This is a genomic window from Thermogladius sp. KZ2Tp1 (genome assembly GCF_051131135.1).
Lineage (GTDB): Archaea > Thermoproteota > Thermoprotei_A > Sulfolobales > Desulfurococcaceae > Thermogladius.
The window spans coordinates 255,794-274,871 of record NZ_CP151274.1 but is presented as its reverse complement, the minus strand read 5'-3'; the positions used below and the strand labels follow the sequence as shown (position 1 = coordinate 274,871).

The 19,078-nt window shown below is 56.4% G+C and carries 23 protein-coding genes; 13 read left to right on the top strand and 10 right to left on the bottom strand.

Annotation, left to right across the window (positions count from 1 at the left end):
* Nucleotides 1-84 precede the first annotated feature (84 nt).
* Genes WLZ34_RS01415 through WLZ34_RS01405 form a run of 3 tightly spaced genes read left to right on the top strand, consistent with a single transcriptional unit; the run spans nt 85 to nt 3,920 of the window.
* Nucleotides 85-981 (top strand): FAD binding domain-containing protein, encoded by an 897-nt coding sequence (locus WLZ34_RS01415; protein ID WP_434731591.1) that lies wholly within the window; start codon nt 85-87, stop codon nt 979-981.
* Nucleotides 982-1,512 carry a (2Fe-2S)-binding protein gene (locus WLZ34_RS01410; RefSeq protein WP_434731590.1) on the top strand — a complete coding sequence of 177 codons (531 nt, stop codon included), beginning with the start codon at nt 982-984 and terminating at the stop codon, nt 1,510-1,512.
* Nucleotides 1,513-1,517: 5 nt separating this feature from the next.
* Nucleotides 1,518-3,920, top strand: coding sequence for a xanthine dehydrogenase family protein molybdopterin-binding subunit (locus tag WLZ34_RS01405; RefSeq protein WP_434731589.1), 2,403 nt, complete (start codon nt 1,518-1,520; stop codon nt 3,918-3,920).
* Between the two features lie 32 nt (nt 3,921-3,952).
* Here WLZ34_RS01405 and WLZ34_RS01400 read toward each other — a convergent pair whose 3' ends face one another.
* Together WLZ34_RS01400 and WLZ34_RS01395 are read right to left on the bottom strand one after the other, a co-directional pair.
* Nucleotides 3,953-4,792 (bottom strand): hypothetical protein, encoded by an 840-nt coding sequence (locus WLZ34_RS01400; RefSeq protein WP_434731588.1) that lies wholly within the window; start codon nt 4,790-4,792, stop codon nt 3,953-3,955.
* 4 nt (nt 4,793-4,796) lie between these two features.
* Nucleotides 4,797-5,567: a metal ABC transporter ATP-binding protein gene (locus tag WLZ34_RS01395; protein ID WP_434731587.1), complete on the bottom strand. Its 771-nt coding sequence runs from the start codon at nt 5,565-5,567 to the stop codon at nt 4,797-4,799.
* A 69-nt stretch (nt 5,568-5,636) separates the two neighbouring features.
* Between WLZ34_RS01395 and WLZ34_RS01390 the strand changes: the two genes are divergently transcribed.
* From WLZ34_RS01390 to WLZ34_RS01380, 3 genes are read left to right on the top strand one after another with little or no spacing between them, the layout of a single operon-like run.
* Nucleotides 5,637-6,638, top strand: coding sequence for a metal ABC transporter substrate-binding protein (locus tag WLZ34_RS01390; protein WP_434731990.1), 1,002 nt, complete (start codon nt 5,637-5,639; stop codon nt 6,636-6,638).
* Nucleotides 6,635-7,501, top strand: a complete 867-nt coding sequence (locus WLZ34_RS01385) for a metal ABC transporter permease (RefSeq protein WP_434731586.1) — start codon at nt 6,635-6,637, stop codon at nt 7,499-7,501. Before WLZ34_RS01390 ends, WLZ34_RS01385 begins: the two co-directional genes overlap by 4 nt.
* Nucleotides 7,498-7,863, top strand: a complete 366-nt coding sequence (locus WLZ34_RS01380; protein ID WP_434731585.1) for a CopG family ribbon-helix-helix protein — start codon at nt 7,498-7,500, stop codon at nt 7,861-7,863. Before WLZ34_RS01385 ends, WLZ34_RS01380 begins: the two co-directional genes overlap by 4 nt.
* Before the next feature lie 37 nt (nt 7,864-7,900).
* Here WLZ34_RS01380 and WLZ34_RS01375 read toward each other — a convergent pair whose 3' ends face one another.
* From WLZ34_RS01375 to iorA, 6 genes are read right to left on the bottom strand one after another with little or no spacing between them, the layout of a single operon-like run.
* Complete coding sequence (locus WLZ34_RS01375) at nt 7,901-8,251, bottom strand: PolB1-binding protein PBP2 family protein (protein WP_434731584.1); 351 nt, start codon at nt 8,249-8,251, stop codon at nt 7,901-7,903.
* 12 nt (nt 8,252-8,263) lie between these two features.
* The gene (locus WLZ34_RS01370; protein WP_434731583.1) at nt 8,264-9,214 is read right to left on the bottom strand and encodes an iron-sulfur cluster loop; all 951 of its coding nucleotides are present in this window, start codon (nt 9,212-9,214) and stop codon (nt 8,264-8,266) included.
* A 13-nt stretch (nt 9,215-9,227) separates the two neighbouring features.
* The gene (locus WLZ34_RS01365; protein WP_434731582.1) at nt 9,228-9,665 is read right to left on the bottom strand and encodes a hypothetical protein; all 438 of its coding nucleotides are present in this window, start codon (nt 9,663-9,665) and stop codon (nt 9,228-9,230) included.
* Nucleotides 9,666-9,674: 9 nt separating this feature from the next.
* Nucleotides 9,675-9,872 carry a hypothetical protein gene (locus WLZ34_RS01360; protein WP_428727005.1) on the bottom strand — a complete coding sequence of 66 codons (198 nt, stop codon included), beginning with the start codon at nt 9,870-9,872 and terminating at the stop codon, nt 9,675-9,677.
* The gene (locus tag WLZ34_RS01355) at nt 9,835-10,521 is read right to left on the bottom strand and encodes an indolepyruvate oxidoreductase subunit beta (protein WP_434731581.1); all 687 of its coding nucleotides are present in this window, start codon (nt 10,519-10,521) and stop codon (nt 9,835-9,837) included. Before WLZ34_RS01355 ends, WLZ34_RS01360 begins: the two co-directional genes overlap by 38 nt.
* Nucleotides 10,466-12,412, bottom strand: coding sequence for an indolepyruvate ferredoxin oxidoreductase subunit alpha (gene iorA, locus WLZ34_RS01350; protein ID WP_434731580.1), 1,947 nt, complete (start codon nt 12,410-12,412; stop codon nt 10,466-10,468). The genes WLZ34_RS01355 and iorA overlap by 56 nt, the downstream gene beginning before the upstream one ends.
* A gap of 135 nt (nt 12,413-12,547) precedes the next feature.
* Here iorA and WLZ34_RS01345 point away from each other — a divergent pair, with 135 nt between their 5' ends.
* Entirely contained in the window at nt 12,548-12,901 is a 354-nt protein-coding gene (locus WLZ34_RS01345; RefSeq protein ID WP_428727002.1) for a hypothetical protein, read from the top strand.
* Between the two features lie 43 nt (nt 12,902-12,944).
* Here the strand turns inward: WLZ34_RS01345 and WLZ34_RS01340 are convergent, their stop codons facing one another.
* A complete protein-coding gene (locus tag WLZ34_RS01340) occupies nt 12,945-13,556 on the bottom strand; it encodes a hypothetical protein (RefSeq protein WP_428727001.1) in 612 nt (203 codons plus the stop codon).
* A 242-nt stretch (nt 13,557-13,798) separates the two neighbouring features.
* On the opposite strand from WLZ34_RS01340, the gene aspS reads away from it, so the two are divergent.
* From aspS to WLZ34_RS01310, 6 genes are all read left to right on the top strand, one after another.
* On the top strand, nt 13,799-15,052 hold the full coding sequence (gene aspS, locus WLZ34_RS01335; protein WP_434731579.1) for an aspartate--tRNA(Asn) ligase: 1,254 nt from the start codon (nt 13,799-13,801) through the stop codon (nt 15,050-15,052).
* A gap of 91 nt (nt 15,053-15,143) precedes the next feature.
* Nucleotides 15,144-15,461 carry a PadR family transcriptional regulator gene (locus WLZ34_RS01330; protein ID WP_434731989.1) on the top strand — a complete coding sequence of 106 codons (318 nt, stop codon included), beginning with the start codon at nt 15,144-15,146 and terminating at the stop codon, nt 15,459-15,461.
* Entirely contained in the window at nt 15,458-16,603 is a 1,146-nt protein-coding gene (locus WLZ34_RS01325; protein WP_434731578.1) for an inositol-3-phosphate synthase, read from the top strand. The genes WLZ34_RS01330 and WLZ34_RS01325 overlap by 4 nt, the downstream gene beginning before the upstream one ends.
* 26 nt (nt 16,604-16,629) lie before the next feature.
* Nucleotides 16,630-17,292, top strand: a complete 663-nt coding sequence (locus WLZ34_RS01320; RefSeq protein WP_428726998.1) for an adenylate kinase — start codon at nt 16,630-16,632, stop codon at nt 17,290-17,292.
* A 1-nt stretch (nt 17,293) separates the two neighbouring features.
* On the top strand, nt 17,294-18,241 hold the full coding sequence (locus WLZ34_RS01315) for a hypothetical protein (protein ID WP_434731577.1): 948 nt from the start codon (nt 17,294-17,296) through the stop codon (nt 18,239-18,241).
* Nucleotides 18,238-18,495, top strand: a complete 258-nt coding sequence (locus WLZ34_RS01310; protein WP_428726996.1) for a hypothetical protein — start codon at nt 18,238-18,240, stop codon at nt 18,493-18,495. The genes WLZ34_RS01315 and WLZ34_RS01310 overlap by 4 nt, the downstream gene beginning before the upstream one ends.
* A 28-nt stretch (nt 18,496-18,523) precedes the next feature.
* On the opposite strand, the gene WLZ34_RS01305 is transcribed toward WLZ34_RS01310, so the two are convergent.
* Complete coding sequence (locus tag WLZ34_RS01305) at nt 18,524-19,054, bottom strand: Lrp/AsnC family transcriptional regulator (RefSeq protein WP_434731576.1); 531 nt, start codon at nt 19,052-19,054, stop codon at nt 18,524-18,526.
* Nucleotides 19,055-19,078 lie beyond the last annotated feature (24 nt).

The window sequence follows — 19,078 nt, the reverse complement described above, 5'->3', positions numbered from 1 at the left end:
ATAAATTGCTTACTTTCCCGCGGCGCTGTAGACAAATGTAAAGAATTTTATACCAGCCCCTCTATAAAGGGTTGACAACTAAGGGTGGTGGGTATAGAGCTTGTTAGTATATACAAGCCGAAGAGCCTCAGCGACGCCCTCGAGTTCCTAGACAAGAACGCCCCCGATGTAAAGCCCATTGCGGGTGGCACAGAGCTACTGCTGCTGATAAGGGACAAGAAGATAAAGCCGCCTAAGTACCTCCTCGACTTGTACCCGTTGAAGAAGCAGCTATCCTACGTCAAGGTCGAGAACGGCCTCGTGAGGATCGGTGCCCTGACCACGGTGCACGAGCTGAGCCAGAGCGTCCTACACAGAGACAAGAGGTTCGCCGGGTTCGTAGACGTCTACGACAAGTTTGGGACTATGGCGCTCAGGTTCGAGGCTACGATCGGCGGCAACCTGAACGCCGCGACGCAGTACAGCGACTACATTACGCTAATGCTCGTCTTCGACGCGTCCGTTAGGCTAGAGAGCGTGAAGGGCGTGAGAGAGCTCAAGCTCAGCGAGTTCGTACTCGACAAGAGGAAGACGGCTCTCAACCCCAACGAGCTCGTCACAGAAGTGGTCTTCAGGGAGCCCCCGCTGGACTCGAGCAGCTCTTTCGTCAAGTTCGATAGGAGGGAGATACTGATAGCCGGCATAGTCACCGAGGCGACCTACCTACACCTAGAGGGAGACACGATAAAGGACGTCAGGATATCCTTCGACATGGTCGCAGGTAGGAGGATCCCAGCGAGGGCTCTGAAGACCGAGGAGTTCTTGAGGGGGAAGAGCTTCACGAACGACCTACTAGAGGAGGCAGCCGAGAAGGTGCTGCCCTCGGAGATGTCGAGGGTTACAGACTGGTGGACAACAGCCGATTACAGGCTTGAAATGTCCAAGGTCTCTTTGAAGAGGGGCCTGAAACTCGCGTACGAGAGGGTGAAGGGGGTGAGGTAGATGGTCAAGGTCACTCTCACAGTCAACAACGTTAAGTACGAGCTCGACGTCCCTCCGCTGGAGAGGCTCATCGACACCCTCCGCTACAGGCTAGGGTTCACGAGCGTCAAGGAGGGCTGTGGTAGGGGAGAGTGCGGTAGCTGCATTGTGCTGGTCAACGGAAACCCGGTCCACAGCTGCCTCGCGTTGACTTCGAGGCTGGACGGCGCTGAGATAACGACACTGGAGGGGCTGGCGCCTGCCGGTAAGATGCATGCTATACAGGTGGCTTTCATCGAAGCAAGGGGTGTCCAGTGCGGGTTCTGTACACCGGGCTTCATCATGGTGACGAAGGCGCTGCTGGACAGGGTCAGCGACCCCGACGATAAGACCATACGTGAGTGGCTGTCGAGCGTGTTGTGCCGGTGTGGTAGCTACCCGTATTACTTCGAGGCCGTGAAGAGGGCCGCTAAATACCTCAAGGAGGGTAAAGTATACTTTGACGAGAGGGAGGTCAGGGAGAAGTACCACCTCAAGGTCCTTGCGAGGTGACGGGCATGAGTAAGCCCGACTACGTGGAGATCGTCGAGGAGGTGTTCTACAAGTACAAGGACAAGAAGACAGAGGAGTTCAAGTATATAGGCAAGAACGTCGTACGCTGGGACGCGATCGCCAAGATAACAGGCCAGCCGATATTCACTGCTGACCTGCTAAAGCTCGTCAAGAACCCGGTGTTCGTCTACAGCGTGAGGACAAAGTACGCCCACGCGAAGGTCAAGGGCGTTGACTACAGCGACGCCCTTAAGTATCCAGGAGTACTCGCCGTGTTCACGGCCAAAGACGTCCCCGGGATCAACGACGTCGGCTACGTTATACCAGACCAACCACTGCTCGCGGACAGGAAGGTAAGGTACATAGGCGACACCGTGGCGCTAGTAGTAGCGGAGTCTCTAGAGAACGCTAGAGAAGCGGGCGAGCTCGTACAGGTCGACTACGAGCCCCTCAAGGTCTACCTAGACCCACTCGAGATAATCGACCCCGAGACCCTCGAGGAGAAACCCCACGAGCTGATACACGACGAGCGAGGCACAGACATACTGACGAGGTACAAGATCAGAGTGGGTGACGTGGAGAAGGCCTTTAAGGAGGCCGCGGTGGTGGTAGAGAACAATTACGAAACACCGTTCCAAGAACACGCCTACATAGAGCCCGAGGCGGCTATTGCTATACCGGAGCCCGACGGAGGCGTTACCATATACGCCAAGACTCAGTGCCCCTTCGACACTAGGAAGGCCGTGGCCAACGTCCTGGGCCTACCGTTCAACATGGTCAGGGTCATAGCCCCCGCGCTAGGAGGCGGCTTCGGCGGAGCTGAAGACGTAGGCAACGAGATAGCGGCGAAGGTCGCACTCGTTGCGACCAGGCTGAAGAGGCCGGCCGTACTGATCCACACGAGGGAGGAGTCGATCATAGGCCACACGAAGAGGCACAGAACCATATCGTGGTACAGGCACGCGGCCGCCAGAGACGGGACTCTACTGGCGGTCGAGGCGAAGGTCATCTTAGACAAGGGCGCCTACGCAAGTCTCGGCCCGTTCGTGGCATGGAGAGCAGTAGTACACAGCACCGGGCCCTACAAGGTCAGGAACGCCAAAGTCGACGTAGTCGCGGTGTACACCAACAAGATACCCGGCGGGGCGTTCAGAGGGTTCGGCAACCCACAAGTCACCTTTCCGGTCGAGAGGCAGATGGACCTGCTCGCGGAAGAGCTCGGCATGGACCCAGTCGAGCTGAGGCTAAAGAACGTGCTGAGGAACGGCGACAGGACCGTACACGGCCAGCTACTGGACCACGGCGTCGGGGCTGAAGAGGTCATCAAGAAGGCTGTGGAGCTGAGCGGCTGGTACGAGAAGAGGAGACTGTACGCCTCGCTCACAGGCCCCGTGAGGAGGGGTATAGGCATAGCGATATTCTACCACGGGAACAGCATTGGTGCCGAGGGCGCCGACTACTCCAGCGCCTCCGTGATCATTCAGAGGGACGGCTCTATAATATTCAGGACTGGCCTGACAGACATGGGCCAAGGCGCGATACAGGGATTGATCAACATCCTCGCAGAGGTCCTGGGAGTACCTCCTAACTACATTAAAGTGGAGGCAGCCGACACTGCCGCGACGCCGGACGCCGGTCCAACAGTGGCGTCTAGGTCGACGGCCATGGGCGGCAACGCTACGCTCGTAGCTGCCTACAAGCTGAGGCAGAGGCTGAACAAGCTCGCTGCGGAGCTTCTCGGCTGCGGCTCGCCCGACGACGTTGTCATCGAGGCACCCAAGGTGTACTGCAAGGACGACCCGTCCCACGCGATCACCTGGAGGGAGCTAGTCGAGCAGGCCTTCTGGAAAGGCGTGCCGCTCCAGGAGTTCGGCTTCTACAGGGCGCCGCCAGCCGAGTGGGACGAGGAGACCGGTACTGGCGCGCCGTACTTCACGTACACTTACGGTGCCATTGTGAGCGACGTCGAGGTAGACCTCGAGACAGGCTTAGTGAGAGTAAAGGAGGCGACCACCGTCTACGACATCGGCAGAGTAGTCAACAGGACCGGTGCGGAGCTTCACGCTATTGGAGGCTACATCCAGGGCATGGGCTACGCACTGATGGAGGACCTGTACTACGACTCGGCGGGCAGGCTTATGAACAGCAACTTGAGCACATACCACATACCCACGGCCAGGGACGTCCCCGAGAAGTTCAACGTTTACTTCGTCGAGGCCGGCTACTACCACGCGCCGTTCGGCGCGAAGGGGCTGGGCGAGCCATCTATAGTGGCCATAGCCCCCTCAATCGCCAACGCCGTGGTGAACGCCCTCAGGAGCAAGCAGGCCAACAAGCTCGTCAACAAACACCCGTTGACGCCCGACTACGTGTACGGCCTTATAAAGAAGGCTGGTGTGAAGCCGTAGAGTTTTCACCAGACCTCTTTTTCTTTCCTCACTCATACCCCCCCTTTTGCCCACACCCTCCCTCTGTCGGCTACAATGTACACCCCGCTCTCCCTATACTCTATCTCCCCCTCGACGTAGTACACCCCCGGTGGCAGCTCTGCGTAGAGCTCCCTGTGCGTCTCGAACACGAGTTCTTCACCACCGATAAACGCTCTTCTACGAGCGGGCAGTATAGGGGTCGCCCTGTCCCTCAACTCGATGACACCCCTTACGCTAGCCCTTTTTACAACCCTGTCGACGCACTTGTGCCAACCGGCTCTGTACCTGTACGGTCTCAGGTTCACGACGACGCCATTTACTGACAGGTGGAGTAGCGTCCTGGCCTTCAACGCCAGGTATAGGTCGAGGTCGACCCGGCCCACGTGCTTGGTGTAGTACTCTCTCAGCGAGTGCCAGAGCCCGGCCCTCTTCAAGACCCCTCTAGATACCAGTGCTTCGAGCCTTTCCACTGTAGACTCGTCGGCGCCGTATAATACGATGTCGACATCGCCGGCCTCGTGGGGGTCGACTAAATAACTCCCAGTCACCTCCATATCCTCTTCGTCGAAGTCTAGCAGATGCGACAGAAGCCGCAGGACGGGAGTTTTCAGTCCTGTGAATGGCTTTGAAACCCTGTCTAGGGGTATCAACGGCAATCTCAACTTAAGGCAGTCCCACCACGACTCGTGGGAGCTTTGAAGCCTCTCGACTTCGCGGCGCTCCATTTTCCTCCTGTTGACGAGGTCGTATCTGGGGTAGGCGACGAGCCAACCGGGCTTGTGCTGGAACCCCTTCACCAACCACCCGTGGCCATCGTATACAACAAACTCTCCTTCGAGGGCCCTCAGCAAGGGTTTACCTGTGGGTGTCGTATATGTGGACCCCCTTCTCCACCCACTCCCAGCCGAGGCCGTAGAACTTGCTTAAGACCTCTGGCACGAGCACTTCTTCGGGGGGACCGTAGGCGTACAGCGTCTTGTTCAGTATGAGGATCATCCTAGTCCACTTCACCATGATCAACGGGTCGTGGGACGTGACTATTATTAACTTCTCCTCGCTCAGCCTCCCGAGGGTCTCCGCCAACAGCGCCCTACCCTGAGGGTCTATGTTCGCCAGCGGCTCGTCGAGGAGGAGTATGGGTGGGTCGGCAACGAGCGTCCTCGCAAGGAAGACTCTCTGCCTCTCCCCGCCAGAAAGCTCAGACACCCTCTTATGCCACAACTCCTCGGTCAAGCCGGCCCTCAAGAGGGCGTTTCTAACGGCCTTGCTGTCCCTCTTGAATAGCCGGGGCCAAGGCCTGTGCAGTCTAAAACAGCAGTCCACGAGCTCCCAGACCGTAAAAGGCGCGTTCAACTCCAACTCGGAGGTCTGAGGCATGTACCCGATCCTCCCCTTCAACGTTTCAGGCTTAGACGTGACGTCGACGTCATCTATCAAGACGCTCCCCTTGACAGGCTTAACAAACCCAAGTATTGCCAAGAGAAGAGTGGTCTTGCCGGCGCCATTAGGCCCTATGACCTGAACCAACCCCGGCCCTTTAAAATCCACGTTCAAGTCGCTTAAGACCAGCGTGTTATCCCGTTTAACCGTTAAGTCAACAAGCGTGATCTCCACTACTCGGACCACCCTGTCGTATTCTAATTGTGCACAATCCTTTTAAACCCACACAATAGATTGTGCACAACGGGGTTGCCCGTGAGGCTCCTCGCTATCGTTGCTATTAGTTTAGTCGCGGTAGTACTGTTCGCTATTAGTCCTGGTAACGCCGCTACTAATAGAACTCTCCGGGTAATTACGACGTTTCCAGGGCTTAAGTACGACGTCCAGAACCTAGTTTGTGAAGGGGACGTTGTTGAGAGCTTGTTACCCCCCGGTGTAGACCCGCACGAGTACTCGTTAACGCCGGGAGACATAGCTAAGCTGCAGCAAGCCGACTTGATCGTATCTACAGGTCACACTGGGTTCGAGCAGAAGATAGAAGAACTCTGGAGGAGTGGAGTGATCAAGGGAGTACTAATCAATGTGCTCGAGATACCAGGGCTTACGATCTTCACCAACCCATCTACTGGGCAGCCAGACTACCACATGCCAATATACTACCCTCTAAACTACATTGCCTTCGTTAGAAACGTCTCCGGGACCCTCGCCTCTTTGAACCCAGCGGCGTCCCAGTGTTATATGAGCAGGGCCCTAAACATTACCGCCCGTGTAGCCAGCTTGTACGTGTCGACGCCCCCTCTCAGAGGTAAGGCCATAGGAGACCTGCCTTACACGATCTACGTCGCTAGATGGCTCGGGCTCGACATGGTTGGCCTAGTGATGAAGGAGGAGGGTCTACCCGCCACACCGGGCGAGCTCTCCACGTACCAGGAAATGATGAGAAACGGCAGTATTGCGTACGTGCTCGTGACAGCTTATGGAAGCGATAGCCCAACAGCCTCGACCCAGTTGGAGAACATGGCCGCCTCTTACGGAGTAAAGGTCATCAAACTGTACAGCGAGGTGTACCCCAACTCCATCCTCGACAAGCTGGCCTACGTCTACACCCAGATCGCCAACACGTCGCTGACCACGGCTACGGAGACCGCACACCAGATCACGCCGTCTGGGCCCTCGTGGTTAGGCGTTACCATGATAGTCCTAGCCGCAGTGGTGCTAGTCGGCCTCGCGGTATACCTCTTGGTGAGCCGTAGATGAAGCAAGATCTCGTGTTAGCCGGCTTACTAACCGCTACTCTGCTCTACGCGCTCGGCCTCTCGACGATGTACAACCCCCTGTGGGTTTTAGTGATGGTGTCCGCATCGGTCGGCTTCGCGTTCGTGAGCGTTATCGTTGCCTACAGGAGGCTCTTCTTCCTAGCCTCCGAGATGCCGCACGTCAGCTTTCTAGCTGTGACGCTGGGGATTTACTTATCGTATGTTCTGTGGAGAGGGTTGGAGATCGTTCTCTCCATAGTAGTGGGTCTCGGGCTAACCTACATAGTCGGCTACATGATACACAGGCGTGTAGACCCCTCTATTGCCACATCGGTCTTCGTAGGCTCCACTACATCGCTAAGCGTACTGGTGGCGTACTTTGTCTTAACGAGAGTACCCGTGGCGTACAACATAGCGAGTCTGATAATCGGAGACCCGCTACTAGCGACCTACAGCGACGTGATTACATGCGTACTCGCGACCGTCCTTACACTAGCAGCGTTTATCTTCACATACCACGAGCAGGCTTCGATAGGTTTGGACAGAGTCGCGGTCAAGATCGCAGGGGTTGACACGAGGGTCTACGACCTCTTGGCTTACACCCTCCTCGGCGTCAACACTGTTGGCATGTTGAAAATCACAGGGTATATCATGGAACACGTTTTCATACTTATGCCCCCCGCAATCGCGTTCTCCCTTGCGAGGAGTTACAGGGGGGCGGTCTACATAGCGGTGGTATCGAGTCTTGTCGCCAGCTTGATAGGCCTTCACCTGAGCATCCTGCTCAACCTGGCGCCCTCAGGCATGGCCGGCTTAATAATGCTCCTAATGTACATTGCTAGCTTACTGGTGAAGAGGGCGTGAAGAGGAGGAGATTTGGCGTTAGCCTACCCGAGGAGCTGGCCTGCGAGCTTGACAAAATATCGAGAGAGTGCGGGTTAGACAGGTCTAGCGTGGTAGCAACGGCCTTGGAGAAGTACGTTGAAGACATGTCCCACTTTAAGAACAAGCACGAGTGTCTAGGCGTCTGCATAGCTGTAACCGAGGGGGAGCCTAGCCTTAGGCTGGAGGAGTTCAGGGACATAGTCGTTAGCTACTATCACAACCACACGAGAGGGCTGTGCCTCAACATATTCGTCTTTCGAGGGGACTCAAACAAAGTCCTAGATCTGTACTACAGGCTTGGGAAGAGCTCGAGGAAGACGGTACTGGTTCCGCTACACTAGGCGTTAAAAGAGGCGCTCCCACCCCTCGCGCGAGTGATCAGGCTAGGCTCTCTATGTTCTTCGGGATCCCTGGGTCCAGCCTCCCCAACTTCTTCTTCAACTCCTCTATTAGCGGCTTTGACAAGTTGTAGACGCCACCCTTGTACTCCAAGTACCCCGCTGTTATGAGCCTCGATATGACTCTCGAGACCTCTCTCTCTATAACCACGTCGTCTAACTCGGGTACCAGGTCTCTCTCCCCCCTCGAAGCTCTCCTCTTAACCTCCTCCCTCAGTTCGATCAGAGCTATAATCTCCCCCACGCTGATGTTCTTGATGAAGTACTCCATCACGATCCTCTCCAGCCTCCCCATCGACAAAACGTCTTTGAGCTTGACCTCGCCCGGCATGTTCGACCCCCGCTAGTAGAACCACGTGTTGTAGTACGTGGGCTCGTTGACCATGAAACTCTTGTTTCTAAACGCCGCGCACACGTTCCTCAGAACACACTTGTCGCACTCAGGCTTGTCTCTTAGGCAGACCGTCCTCCCGTGGAGCCAGAAAAAGTCGTCTAAGGCGCTGGCCCGGATGCCCGCCGTGCTCGACAGGTGCCTGTAAGCCAGCCTCACCGTTAACCTCAGTAACACGTCCTCGTCGCGGGTGATCTCGACCCCCCTTTTTATCTTGTCCCAGAGCCCGCCCGAGACGACGACCAGGCCGATCCTAATAGCCTGCCTGGTCAGGTGGTTGTCTACAGCTACGTCGAGCTCGTCTACCGGGTTGAACAAGCCGCGCCCAGCCAGGAATTTCGCTAGGAGCATGGCCTTCTTCTCGACGGGGTCCTCGAAAGCCCTGAAAACCCTCATGAGGTCGACCAGGCCCTGCTCGCCCAGAGTCCCCCTCAACCTCCCTCCAGCGGACTTTACGAGTTTTGTTACCTGGCCGTCCCAAAGCCTGGTCAGCTTAAACCCGAGGTCCCGTAGCAGCATCGCCCTAACCTCTGGGTCTGGCGGCGCGGCACCCCCTACGCTCAACCACTTCACCACGTCTTCAACCTTGACCTCCGCGAGTCTCGCGGGGTCGAAGAAAGAGGGGTCTTCGTCGAACTTCAACTTGCCGAGCCTGTACAACAGGTCGGCCCCGTGGTAGCAGCCGTCTTCCAGGCATGCCTCGTAGGGCCTTCCAGGCCTACTGAGCCTGTGGTCCATGGACACCATGACGACGAAGTACCTTGCAACGCTCTCCTCGTCTGTCGTAGCCGGTGGGTAGTAGCGCTGGTCGTAGAGGTCGAGTCTGGGTAGGTTGATTGAATGCTTTTTAAGAACCCTTCCGACCTTCTCGACAGCTCTCCTGTCGATACCCACTAGGTCCATTGAGGGCGCCCTACTAACCGGTCACGCTGTACCTGTACTCAACTACATTAATCGACGGCTCGTTTTTAAACCAGACGTGGGGGTCGAGGAACACGGCTCGACGCGACTCTACAGACCCGACGAGGGTCTCCTGCCCGAATACCGCCGTTTCTGCTCTGAGGCTGCCCACAACCGCCTTCTTGAAGAAAGCCAGCTCGGCGGAGACGGCGTCCACCACGACTTTACCTCTAAGCCCGAGTAAGAAGGCCTTAACACAGTCGAGCCTCCTCAGCCTGACGAGCCTGCCGGCCGCCAGGATGAGGCAGGTGTCACCTACAACCCAGTCGCCCGAGCCGGACCCGTAGAGTAGGACCGTATCAGCTACGCACAACCCCCTGATCTTGAACTTACCGAAGTGGACTATCTCCTTGTCCTTCACGTTCTCGAAAACTCTCGTTCCGAAGGTTATCATACGACCACTTTAGCCGGTCAGCGACCTCGCGATCAGCCTAGCCCTGACGACGCTTTCTCTGGCCTCGACCAGGTTTTGATATATCTGGAAGACGACCCCCTTCGACGTCTCTGTAGCGAGTGTGAGCCTAGCTATCAGCTCCTCTATCTTGTCTATCGAGTCTATGGCCCTATCTAGCAGCTTGACCAGCTCCTCTACTTCCTGCAAGGCTGAACCCTATCTTTAAACCCTGGTTGAAGGCTCTTAAATTAGCCTCCGCCGCTCTGCCTGCGAAGAGGGTGTTTATCGCCTCCTCCACCATGGCCGGGCTGACCACTCTCCTCAGCCTCTCGTCGACCGCGACGGATATCCCGAGGAGGAGCGTGTTCGAGTAGAGGGTGGAGCCGGCCACCTGTTTCGCCTCGTTATCGGCGTCGTAAACGTAGACCAACCCGTCAAAGGCCTTGCGCAGCGCCCCCTCTATGACGTCTAGACCAGGCGGGCTCGTGAGAGGAGGGGGTAGCCTAAGCCTGTTGACGACCAGGACAGCCCCCCTCCTTGCGTAGGACAGGTACCTCAGCGCTTCTAGAGCTTCCAGCGCTATTACGTGGTCTGCCTCGCCGACGGGTATGAGCGGGGCGTCCTTGTTGTTCAGCCTCACGTGGACTGCCAGGCTTCCACCCCTCTGGCTCAGCCCGTGGGTCTCAGCGACCGTAACATCGATGCCCGAGAGTGTTGACGCCCACGCTATCAGGCTCCCCAGCGTGAGGACTCCTTGACCGCCGACCCCGACTATCAGCACGTTGAGCCTCCCGGGCACCTCAACCAGCCCCCTCGACGAACCTCTCGCTGTACAGCCTCTCCCAGCCCTCACCACCCGGCCTCTTCACGTAAATAGCCTTGAACGGGCAAACGTGTTCGCATAGGCCGCAACCAAGGCACATGTCCTCCAATATAACCGGCTTCTTAGCCCCCTCTGGGACGACTATAGCTGGACACGCGACGAGGTTTACACACGCCATGCAGGCCGTGCACTTGCTCTCGTCTATAGCGTAGACGGGGAGCCTAATACCCGTCTCCCTTGAAAGCCTGTACGCCTCGAGCGAGCACCTCATCCTCGATACCACAGCGACCTTCCCACCGTTCAGGTAGTCCTGGAAGGCCCTAACAACCGTCTCGACGGATTCTCTGACCCTCAACGGGTTGATGACGTAGACCCTGAACCCAACGGACCTCAGCACGTCCGCTATCTCGACGACCGGCGCACGACTGCCCGTCGCGGAGAGTCCTGTACCCGGGTGCGGCTGGTGGCCCGTCATAGCCGTAGTGTAGTTGTCTAGCACGACTATCATGGCCCTGCCGCTGTTGTAGACTATGTTTACAGAGCCTGGTATACCCGCGTGGAAGAATGTCGAGTCGCCTATCACCGCCACAACGGGGTCCTCAACTACCTTACTGATGCCGTGTGCTATGCCGATCGAGCCCCCCATCTCGAAGCACGTCATTTGCGTCTCGAAGGGCTTCTGGTAGCCGAGCGTGTAGCACCCTATGTCGCCCGTGTACACGACGTTTCTCAACTTCAGTTTGTTCGCCGCTATCTTTAGGACGTAGAAAGTCATCCTGTGGGGGCAGCCTGGGCACATGACCGGGGGTCTTGGCGGTACCATAGCCTGCTCCTCAACCTTGAGCGGGGGCGGGGGTGTATACTCGATCCCCAGGAACTTGGCTACACCCGGTAGGACCCTGTCTGTGCTGAGCTCGCCGATCTCCGGGATCAGCTCCTTGCCCAGAACCCTGGCCCGAACCCCGTGCTTCCCTAGAACACTCCTCACGTTAGTCTCGACAACAGGGTCGAGCTCCTCTACGACGAGGATCTCGTCTGCTTCACCAGCTATGTTAAGCACAGGCTTAACCGGTAGTGGCACTGTAAGGTTCAGCTTCAAGACCGTCACCTCGCTCCAGGCCCCGAGCCTCTCGAGCGACTCGGATAAGTAGGCGAAAGCGAGACCAGAGGCTATGATAGCTTTGCGTTTACCCGGGTTCAGGACCTCGACTAGTGGGGGTCCCAGGTCCGCTCCCTCGATGCTCCTCCACACCTTCAGCGCCCTCTCCTTCATTAGCCGCGCGTGCGCCGGGATCAAGACCCAGCGCGTCAAGTCTTTGTCGAACACCCCCCTGCAGACCCTCGATGTCGCTACGTTGTCCTCGAGCTCCACGTACTGCCGGCTGTGGCTTACGCGGGTTGTAGTCCTGAACATCACAGGCTGCTGGTACTTCTCGCTCAACCCTAGAGCGACCTTGACGAGCTTGTACGCTTCTCTCACGCTACTCGGCTCTACCACCGGGATGTGAGCTAGGTACCCGTACCATCTGTTGTCTTGCTCGTTCTGGCTGCTGTGCGCGCTGGGGTCGTCAGCGGAAACAACCAAGAAACCGGCCTTGGTCCCCGAGTAGCCGCTGCTAACTAGTATGTCGGCAGCGACGTTCAGCCCCACATGCTTCATGGCGGTGAGACTACTCACCCCGGCGATGGCCGCGGCGTAGGCGGACTCGTAGGCCACCTTCTCGTTGACACTCCACTCAGCTATAACTCCAACGTCCTCTGCGACCTCTGCCACAGACTCGAGAATCTCGGTAGACGGCGTGCCCGGGTAAGCTGCGAAGTAGCAGATGCCAGCCTCAAGGGCGCCTCTCGCTATCGCCTCGTTGCCCATGTAGAGTACTCTACTCCCCTTCTCGGCAAGAAGTGTTTTTACCGGGATATCCACCACCTTAAAAGGCCTATACTCGTGTAAACTTTATAGCCGGTCAAGCTATTTAACCTTCGGCAAAAAATTGTGGGATTTGCTTATAATCAAAGTTTAAATATCTGTTATCCCACTACCTTATATTGGGTGAGACGTATGGTTAATGGTAGAGTCATACATGAAGATAATGACGTGATCGTCGCTATAGCTCCGAGAGACGAGGAGCTGCCGGACATGGTGCTAGAGGCGATCAGGAAGAAGGGGCGTCCAATGTACTTCGATGAGATCGTGAAGGAGTTCAGCGGTCTAGCCGGCGAGGACAGGGTTAGGAAGGCTGTAAACCACCTCCTGGCCTTGAGAGCCATCATGGAGTACCCGGACGGAAGCCTTGGACTACCAGGCATGAAGTGGGAGCCTAGGAGAGCGAGGAAGAGGAGGAGGAAGAGGACGCCGAAGCTGATGTCGGTAGACCAGGAGCCCAGGTTCTACTACGTGCCACCAGAACAGTAGGCCTTGGCGGCGCCTACTCTCGCACAGCCTCACTTTTTTAACACTACTTCTTCCTCCTACTCTTGGGCTTATACTGCCTACCGATACTAGGCTTGTAGTCCCTGCACTTCTCTTCCAGGCCTAGAATAGTGATCCCGTACCTGTACTGGAGCTCGCACAGGAAGTGGTCCGGAACTACTGCGAGAGCCCCCCTGTTCGTCTTCACGACTAACGTCTTGTCGGTGAGGCGGTCTACGTTAGCTGTCTCCGACACCCAGTCCAGGAAAATGGGTAGCCTCGTCGTGTTCACGAAACCCCTCTTCCTCTCGATGCCGTACTCGTCTACGACGTTGTCTCCCACCCGGACGCCGTCCTTGCAGACCCCGTTGGCTTCGCACTCTATCCTCTTGAACGACGGACTACTGGCTATCTTGCTCAGCACGTCCACGGCTATGCTGGCCTTCTGCTCGGCTTCCACCTCCTTGGAAACCTCCGCCTTCTTCGCCATTTTCTCCTCGGTGAAAGCCCTTACGATCTCCTCAATACTCGAAAGCCCTGTCTCGCGATCACCAGCGCTGTCCGGCCGGCTGGCCTGGGCCGGTTCAGCCTTCTTGAGAAACTCCGTCAGCGGCTTATACTTCCCCTTGCCGTTTTTACTGGTCTTCAAGTATACCATCCATCAAGAGACTTTATACCGCGAGACTTTAAATAAAGCGAAGCCGGGAGTAGAACTGGCCTACCCCCGCCACCTACACAGGTGGCATCCCCACCCTGTCCGGGGAAATAGGTGGATACCGTGAGCAAACTACCAGACAATCCCCGGGTGTAGGTGGGGCTTAGGGGGTATCTGGCCTCACAATAATTATACACCTGGCATCCTTATAAATTTTGATCGGCTCCTATTTGGTGGTGTCAGAGATGAGGCTGTGCGGCTGGGTATTGCGGAGTAAGACGATCGGTAGAGTTGTGATCGTCGAGGTGTCGGGTGGAGACGTCAGGCCGTATGTTCTAGTAGGTAAACAGGACGTGAACCCAGACCTGTACAAAACCTTGAGTAGCCTGCCTCTGGGCTCGGCTGTCTGCTTCGAGGGCGAGCCTGCTAAGGAGCAGAAGAGCAAGAGGGGCACGGAGTTCGAGGTGAAGTCTATCAAAGTGTACGCCGAGCCTGTTGAGCCCCTACCCGTCGAGCTGGTGGGCAAAGTGCCGTCTCTGCTAGAGACCAGGATTAAGTACAGGTGGCTACTTCTAAGGAACCCCGTCGAGAAGGCCATATTCAGGGTCAGGCAGGGCATTGTCCAGGCGGCCAGGGAGTACCTGTTAAACAACGGCTTCACGGAAGTCCACACCCCCAAGATAGTCGCCGCGGGAGCGGAGGGCGGTACCACCTTATTCAAGGTCCAGTACTTCGAGAGAGAGGCTTACTTGAGCCAGAGCCCCCAGTTGTACAAACAGATACTCGTATCCTCCATCCCGAGAGTTTTCGAGATAACCCCCTACTTCAGAGCCGAGAAGTTCAACACTGTGAGACACTTGAACGAGTCTTGGGGTATCGACGTCGAGCAGGGCTTTATAGAGGGCGTGGAGGACGTAATGAACACGCTCGAGAACCTGGTCGCCTACATTATCAACTACGTCAGGGACAGAAACAAAGAGGAGCTCGAGACCCTTGGAGTAGAGCTGCCCCGTGTGTCCACCCCGTTTAAGCGCCTCAAATTCGAGGAAGCAGTGGACATACTGCGGAGCAACGGAGTCGAGGTACCCGAGGGAGAGGACCTGAGCGACTACGCGGAGAGGGAGCTGGGAAAGATCATGTCCGAGAAAGGGCACGACCTCTACTTCATAGTCGGCTTCCCGTGGCAGTCCACAGGGTTCTACTATATGAGAGAAGAGGACGGTTACCACACGAGGAAGTTCGATCTCGACTTCAGAGGGCTCGAGATCGCGAGCGGTGGGCAGAGAGAGCACAGGTACGACAAGCTCGTCGAGGCGCTGAGATTAAAGGGTCTAGACCCAGCCAACTTCTCGTTCTACTTGGAGGCGTTCAAGTACGGCATGCCGCCTCACGGCGGTTTCGGGCTGGGGATCGAAAGGCTCATGATGCAGATGCTGGGGTTAAGCAACATCAGGGAAGCGGTGCTCTTCGTTAGGGACAGGACGAGGCTAGTCCCGTAAAGATATTTAGCCTCACAGCCCATGGCACGTGGTGTAAGCCTTATTTGCGGCCGTAAATATACACTAGAAGGGTGTCGTACGTTTGGATAAAGTGAGGGCTCTCGAGAGGTTGAAGAGGAAGCTCACGGTCGAGAACCTCTGGTTGTACGTGATAAGGGTGCTGCTCGACAGCCAAACGCCTATGAGAGCCTACGACGTCCGGAAGCAGATCAAGTCGAGGTTCGATATCAACCCACCAGCCATAACCGTCTACACGGTAGTCTACAGGATGAACAGAGAGGGCCTAATAGCCAGGGTCACGGGTGGGGACGAGACGTATTACAAGGTGACCGAGAAAGGGATTGAGGCGTTTAACCAGGGGCTGAAGTTCCTAGAGGAGACGCTTAGGGCTCTAGGTGGTCTGAAATGAGGGTCGTGGTAATAGGTCAGGGTATGGCGGCCTCGTACTTGGAGGTGGGCCTAGAGAGGCTGAAGAGGAACGAGATACCCGACTACGGTGTGCCTTTGAGAGACTGGATCCCGGTCAAGTACGACGACATCGAGATCGTTGCCGCCTACGACGTTGACGAGAGGAAGATCGGCAAGACGGCCTACGAGCTAGCGAGGGAGTACTTTAACTCTTCGAGCATCCCCGGCAGCCTGAAAGAGATCCAGGTGAGGAGGGGGATACACCTAGGCAGTTTGAAGGGGTTGCCGTACAAGGCCAGGGGGCTCGAGGAGAAATACGGGCTCGAAAAGTCTATAGAGATGCTCGTGGACGAGTGGAAGAGCTTCAACGCCGACGTGTTCTTAAACGTGATTACCACTGAGCCCGTGGAGCCAATCCACAACGTGGGCGAGCTCGAGGCGAGGATGAAAGAGGGTTACCTGACCGCGTCCCAGGCGTACGCGTACGCCGTTGCACAGTACGCTAGGAGGGTTAAGCCGGCTGTTTTCATCAACGCTATACCCTCGCCAATCGCGACCGACCAGGCCTTCGTAGACCTGTACAAGGCAAGCAACGCGGTGGTGTTCGGGGACGACGCAGCCACGGGCGCGACGCCCCTGACAGCGGACTTGTTAGAGCACTTGTTCCAGCGGAACAGGAGAGTTCTAGACATCGCGCAGTTCAACATCGGGGGGAACACCGACTTCCTGGCCTTAACAGAGCCCGAGAGGAACATCATGAAGAAGAAGACCAAGAGCAGCATGGTGTCCGACATACTGGGTTACGAGGCCCCGAACTACATCAGGCCTACAGGGTTCCTAGAGCCGCTCGGGGACAAAAAGTTCGTCGCCATGATCATCGAGTATATGAGCTTTGGAGATTTCAAGGACGAGATCTACGTGATAATGAGAGTGAACGACAAGCCGGCAATAGTCGGCGTGTTGATAGACCTTATACGGTTGGGCAAAATAGCGCTGGAGAGGGGGTTGTACGGGACGGTCTACGAAGTAAACGCGTTCTACACGAAGAAACCCGGCCCGCCCGGTGTTAAGGTCATAAGCAAGGTCAAGGCGTTCTACAGGCTACTGGACTGGTTAGGGATAAAAGACCCGAGGGGAATCTAGAGAGTGCTCCAGTGTAGGTGTAGGGGTTGAGAGTCGTCTTAATAGGCCCACCGGGGGCCGGTAAAGGGACTTACTCGGAGTACTTCACGAAGAAGTACTGTATACCGCACATCAGCACCGGCGACATCTTCAGGGCCGAGGTAGCCAAGAAGTCTGAGTTGGGCCTGAAAGTGAAAGAGTACTTAGACAGGGGGGAGCTCGTACCCGACGAGATCGTAGTCGAAGTGGTGAAGAGGCGGTTGAGCGAGCCGGACACCAAGCGCGGCTTTATCTTGGACGGGTTCCCGAGGACGATTAAGCAGGCCCAGGAGCTGGAGAAGATCACCCCCCTAGACGCAGCGATACACATCTACATCTCAGAGGAGGAGGCGGTGAGAAGGCTGAGCAACAGGTATGTCTGCCCGGTCTGCGGGAGGGTCTACAACCTCACTTACAACCCCCCTAAAAACGACTTGGTGTGCGACTACGACGGGGCAAAGCTGGTGAGGAGGAGCGACGACGAGCCAGAGGTCATAAGGAGGAGGTACCAGGTGTACTACCAGACGTTCAACCCCATCATAGAGTACTACAAGGAAAAGAGGTTGCTGGTAGAGATAGACAACACCGTAGGGAGCGACAAGGGAATCCCGCTGCTCGAGAGGATACTCGTCGACAAGGGTATTCTCAGGATAAAGCCCTGTGTAACGTGAAGTGGTCGAAGACTTGATACCGAGACTAGTCTACTTCGAGCCCAGGCTGGAGTCCACCTCGGAGGTAAAGGTTTTCAGCCTCCAGTCCTTTGTGTCGGGTGGAGAGCCCGGGGGCAGGGTTCTGCTCGATAGGTACAGAACCGGCTTTAAAGGCCTTCTCCTACAGCCTGTGGGTGTGGATAGCGTCTTTTTAGTAGGGCCGGGTACCAAGCTGAGGATCAAGGAGCCTAGCCAGAGGTTCTGCTTGTGGCACACGGGCGACATCGCGGAGAAGGACAACCCGCTGTCTCGTAAGTACTGTGCAGAGACCGTCGTGACCCCGCAGGGTTTCTGCCCGAAGCACCGTAACACGCTTAGGGCGTTCTACACTCTCTGCTTCACACTGGGGGGCTCTGGTAGCTTGGAATACTGCAGGCAGTTAGACAAGGCTCTAGCGGGGGAGGGCAGGTACTCTGTGTACGCCACGGTACTCCACGGCAAGGTCAAGGTAGGCTCTACCAGGTCGTGGAGGTACATCGAGAGGCTCGCTGAGCAGCCTCACAGTGTCAGCACTGTCTTAGTCGAGACGACGAGCTCGTACGAGGCGAGAGGTCTCGAGCTTAGACTAGGGAGGACCAGCGGGCTGACAGAGCACTTGAAGTTCGAATTCCGGAAGATGCTAGAAGAGGACTTGGCCAGAGACGTTAACGTGCTGAACAACAAGCTCAGGAAGCTGTCGCAGCAGGGGTTCGCATTCGAAGTTGGAAAACTCGTTAAAGTAGACGCTGACGACCCCGCCTTACTAAGGGCTGTTTCCGAGAGGAGGGTTAGCGAGGTGTCCGATAAGACGCTGGAACTCGTCAGCTACTATTCGGGTTACCTAGTGTTATACGACCCTGCTGAGAGCGCTTACGCGGCTGTGCGCGCGAATCAGCTACTACACGGCGATAGTGTAGTGGTGTTGAGTTGAAGAAGAGCCTTGACCAGGCGATCAGGTTGCTCAGGATATTGGTGGAGGGTAGGGAGGTCTACTTCAGTGGCGACTACTTGAACAGCGAGGGTAGAAAGCTCCTAGAGGAGGCGGTCAGGAACATACTACGCGATGCGCCCTTTCTCAAGAGGCGGGTGGTTAAAGTCCGTAAGAAGGGCGACTACGACAGCGTGCTGTCGTTAGTAGAAGACTTATTGAGCCTCCAGTCAAGCGAGGACTTCAGAGACCCTTAACAGGCAACAAGGCGGGCGTTTAGACGGGTCAGGCCCTGTTCCTACGTAGAGAGGGCAGGCAGTTGCCGCAGAACGAGTTCACGTTTGCGTCGTTCATGTATGTGTGGCAGTTGGGGGCGTCGTTCTTGAGAGGTATCATGAAGTCGCTGGGAAGTCTGCCGTAGTGTATCTCTACCTCGTCTACGTCCTCTGCTATGTATTTGACGAATGACACGAGGCTGGCGATCTCCCTCTTATCTCTGCCGTAGACCATCGCTAAGATCTCGTTGTCGTTGACCACCATCACTCCTAGAACCCGGTTACACATGGTCAAGACCCGCATGACGGCCTCTCTTTTCCCACCCTTTATCCTGAGGAGCGCCGCCTCGCTCCCCAGCATCCTGGCTGAGAACAGGGGCTTGAATTGGAGCATGTCTTTGTCGATGAGTCTCTTCAACCGGTTTCTAATCGAGGTGGGGCTCAGCCCGGTCTTCTTGGATATCGCGGATATGTTGGCCCTCGTGTTCTGTATAAGAGAGGCGATCAGCCTTTTGTCGTCGCTGTCCGAGTTTTGTTCCATAACATTCCCATGGATATTGTTAAC

Coding starts and splice junctions, on each gene's coding strand:
- WLZ34_RS01385 (WP_434731586.1), top strand. CDS start 6,635: ATGAAGCAAGATCTCGTGTTAGCCGGCTTACTAACCGCTACTCTGCTC.
- aspS (WP_434731579.1), top strand. CDS start 13,799: ATGAGGCTGTGCGGCTGGGTATTGCGGAGTAAGACGATCGGTAGAGTT.
- WLZ34_RS01405 (WP_434731589.1), top strand. CDS start 1,518: ATGAGTAAGCCCGACTACGTGGAGATCGTCGAGGAGGTGTTCTACAAG.
- WLZ34_RS01375 (WP_434731584.1), bottom strand. CDS start 8,251: ATGCCGGGCGAGGTCAAGCTCAAAGACGTTTTGTCGATGGGGAGGCTG.
- WLZ34_RS01365 (WP_434731582.1), bottom strand. CDS start 9,665: ATGATAACCTTCGGAACGAGAGTTTTCGAGAACGTGAAGGACAAGGAG.
- WLZ34_RS01410 (WP_434731590.1), top strand. CDS start 982: ATGGTCAAGGTCACTCTCACAGTCAACAACGTTAAGTACGAGCTCGAC.
- WLZ34_RS01345 (WP_428727002.1), top strand. CDS start 12,548: ATGGTTAATGGTAGAGTCATACATGAAGATAATGACGTGATCGTCGCT.
- WLZ34_RS01340 (WP_428727001.1), bottom strand. CDS start 13,556: ATGGTATACTTGAAGACCAGTAAAAACGGCAAGGGGAAGTATAAGCCG.
- WLZ34_RS01325 (WP_434731578.1), top strand. CDS start 15,458: ATGAGGGTCGTGGTAATAGGTCAGGGTATGGCGGCCTCGTACTTGGAG.
- WLZ34_RS01370 (WP_434731583.1), bottom strand. CDS start 9,214: ATGGACCTAGTGGGTATCGACAGGAGAGCTGTCGAGAAGGTCGGAAGG.
- WLZ34_RS01305 (WP_434731576.1), bottom strand. CDS start 19,054: ATGGAACAAAACTCGGACAGCGACGACAAAAGGCTGATCGCCTCTCTT.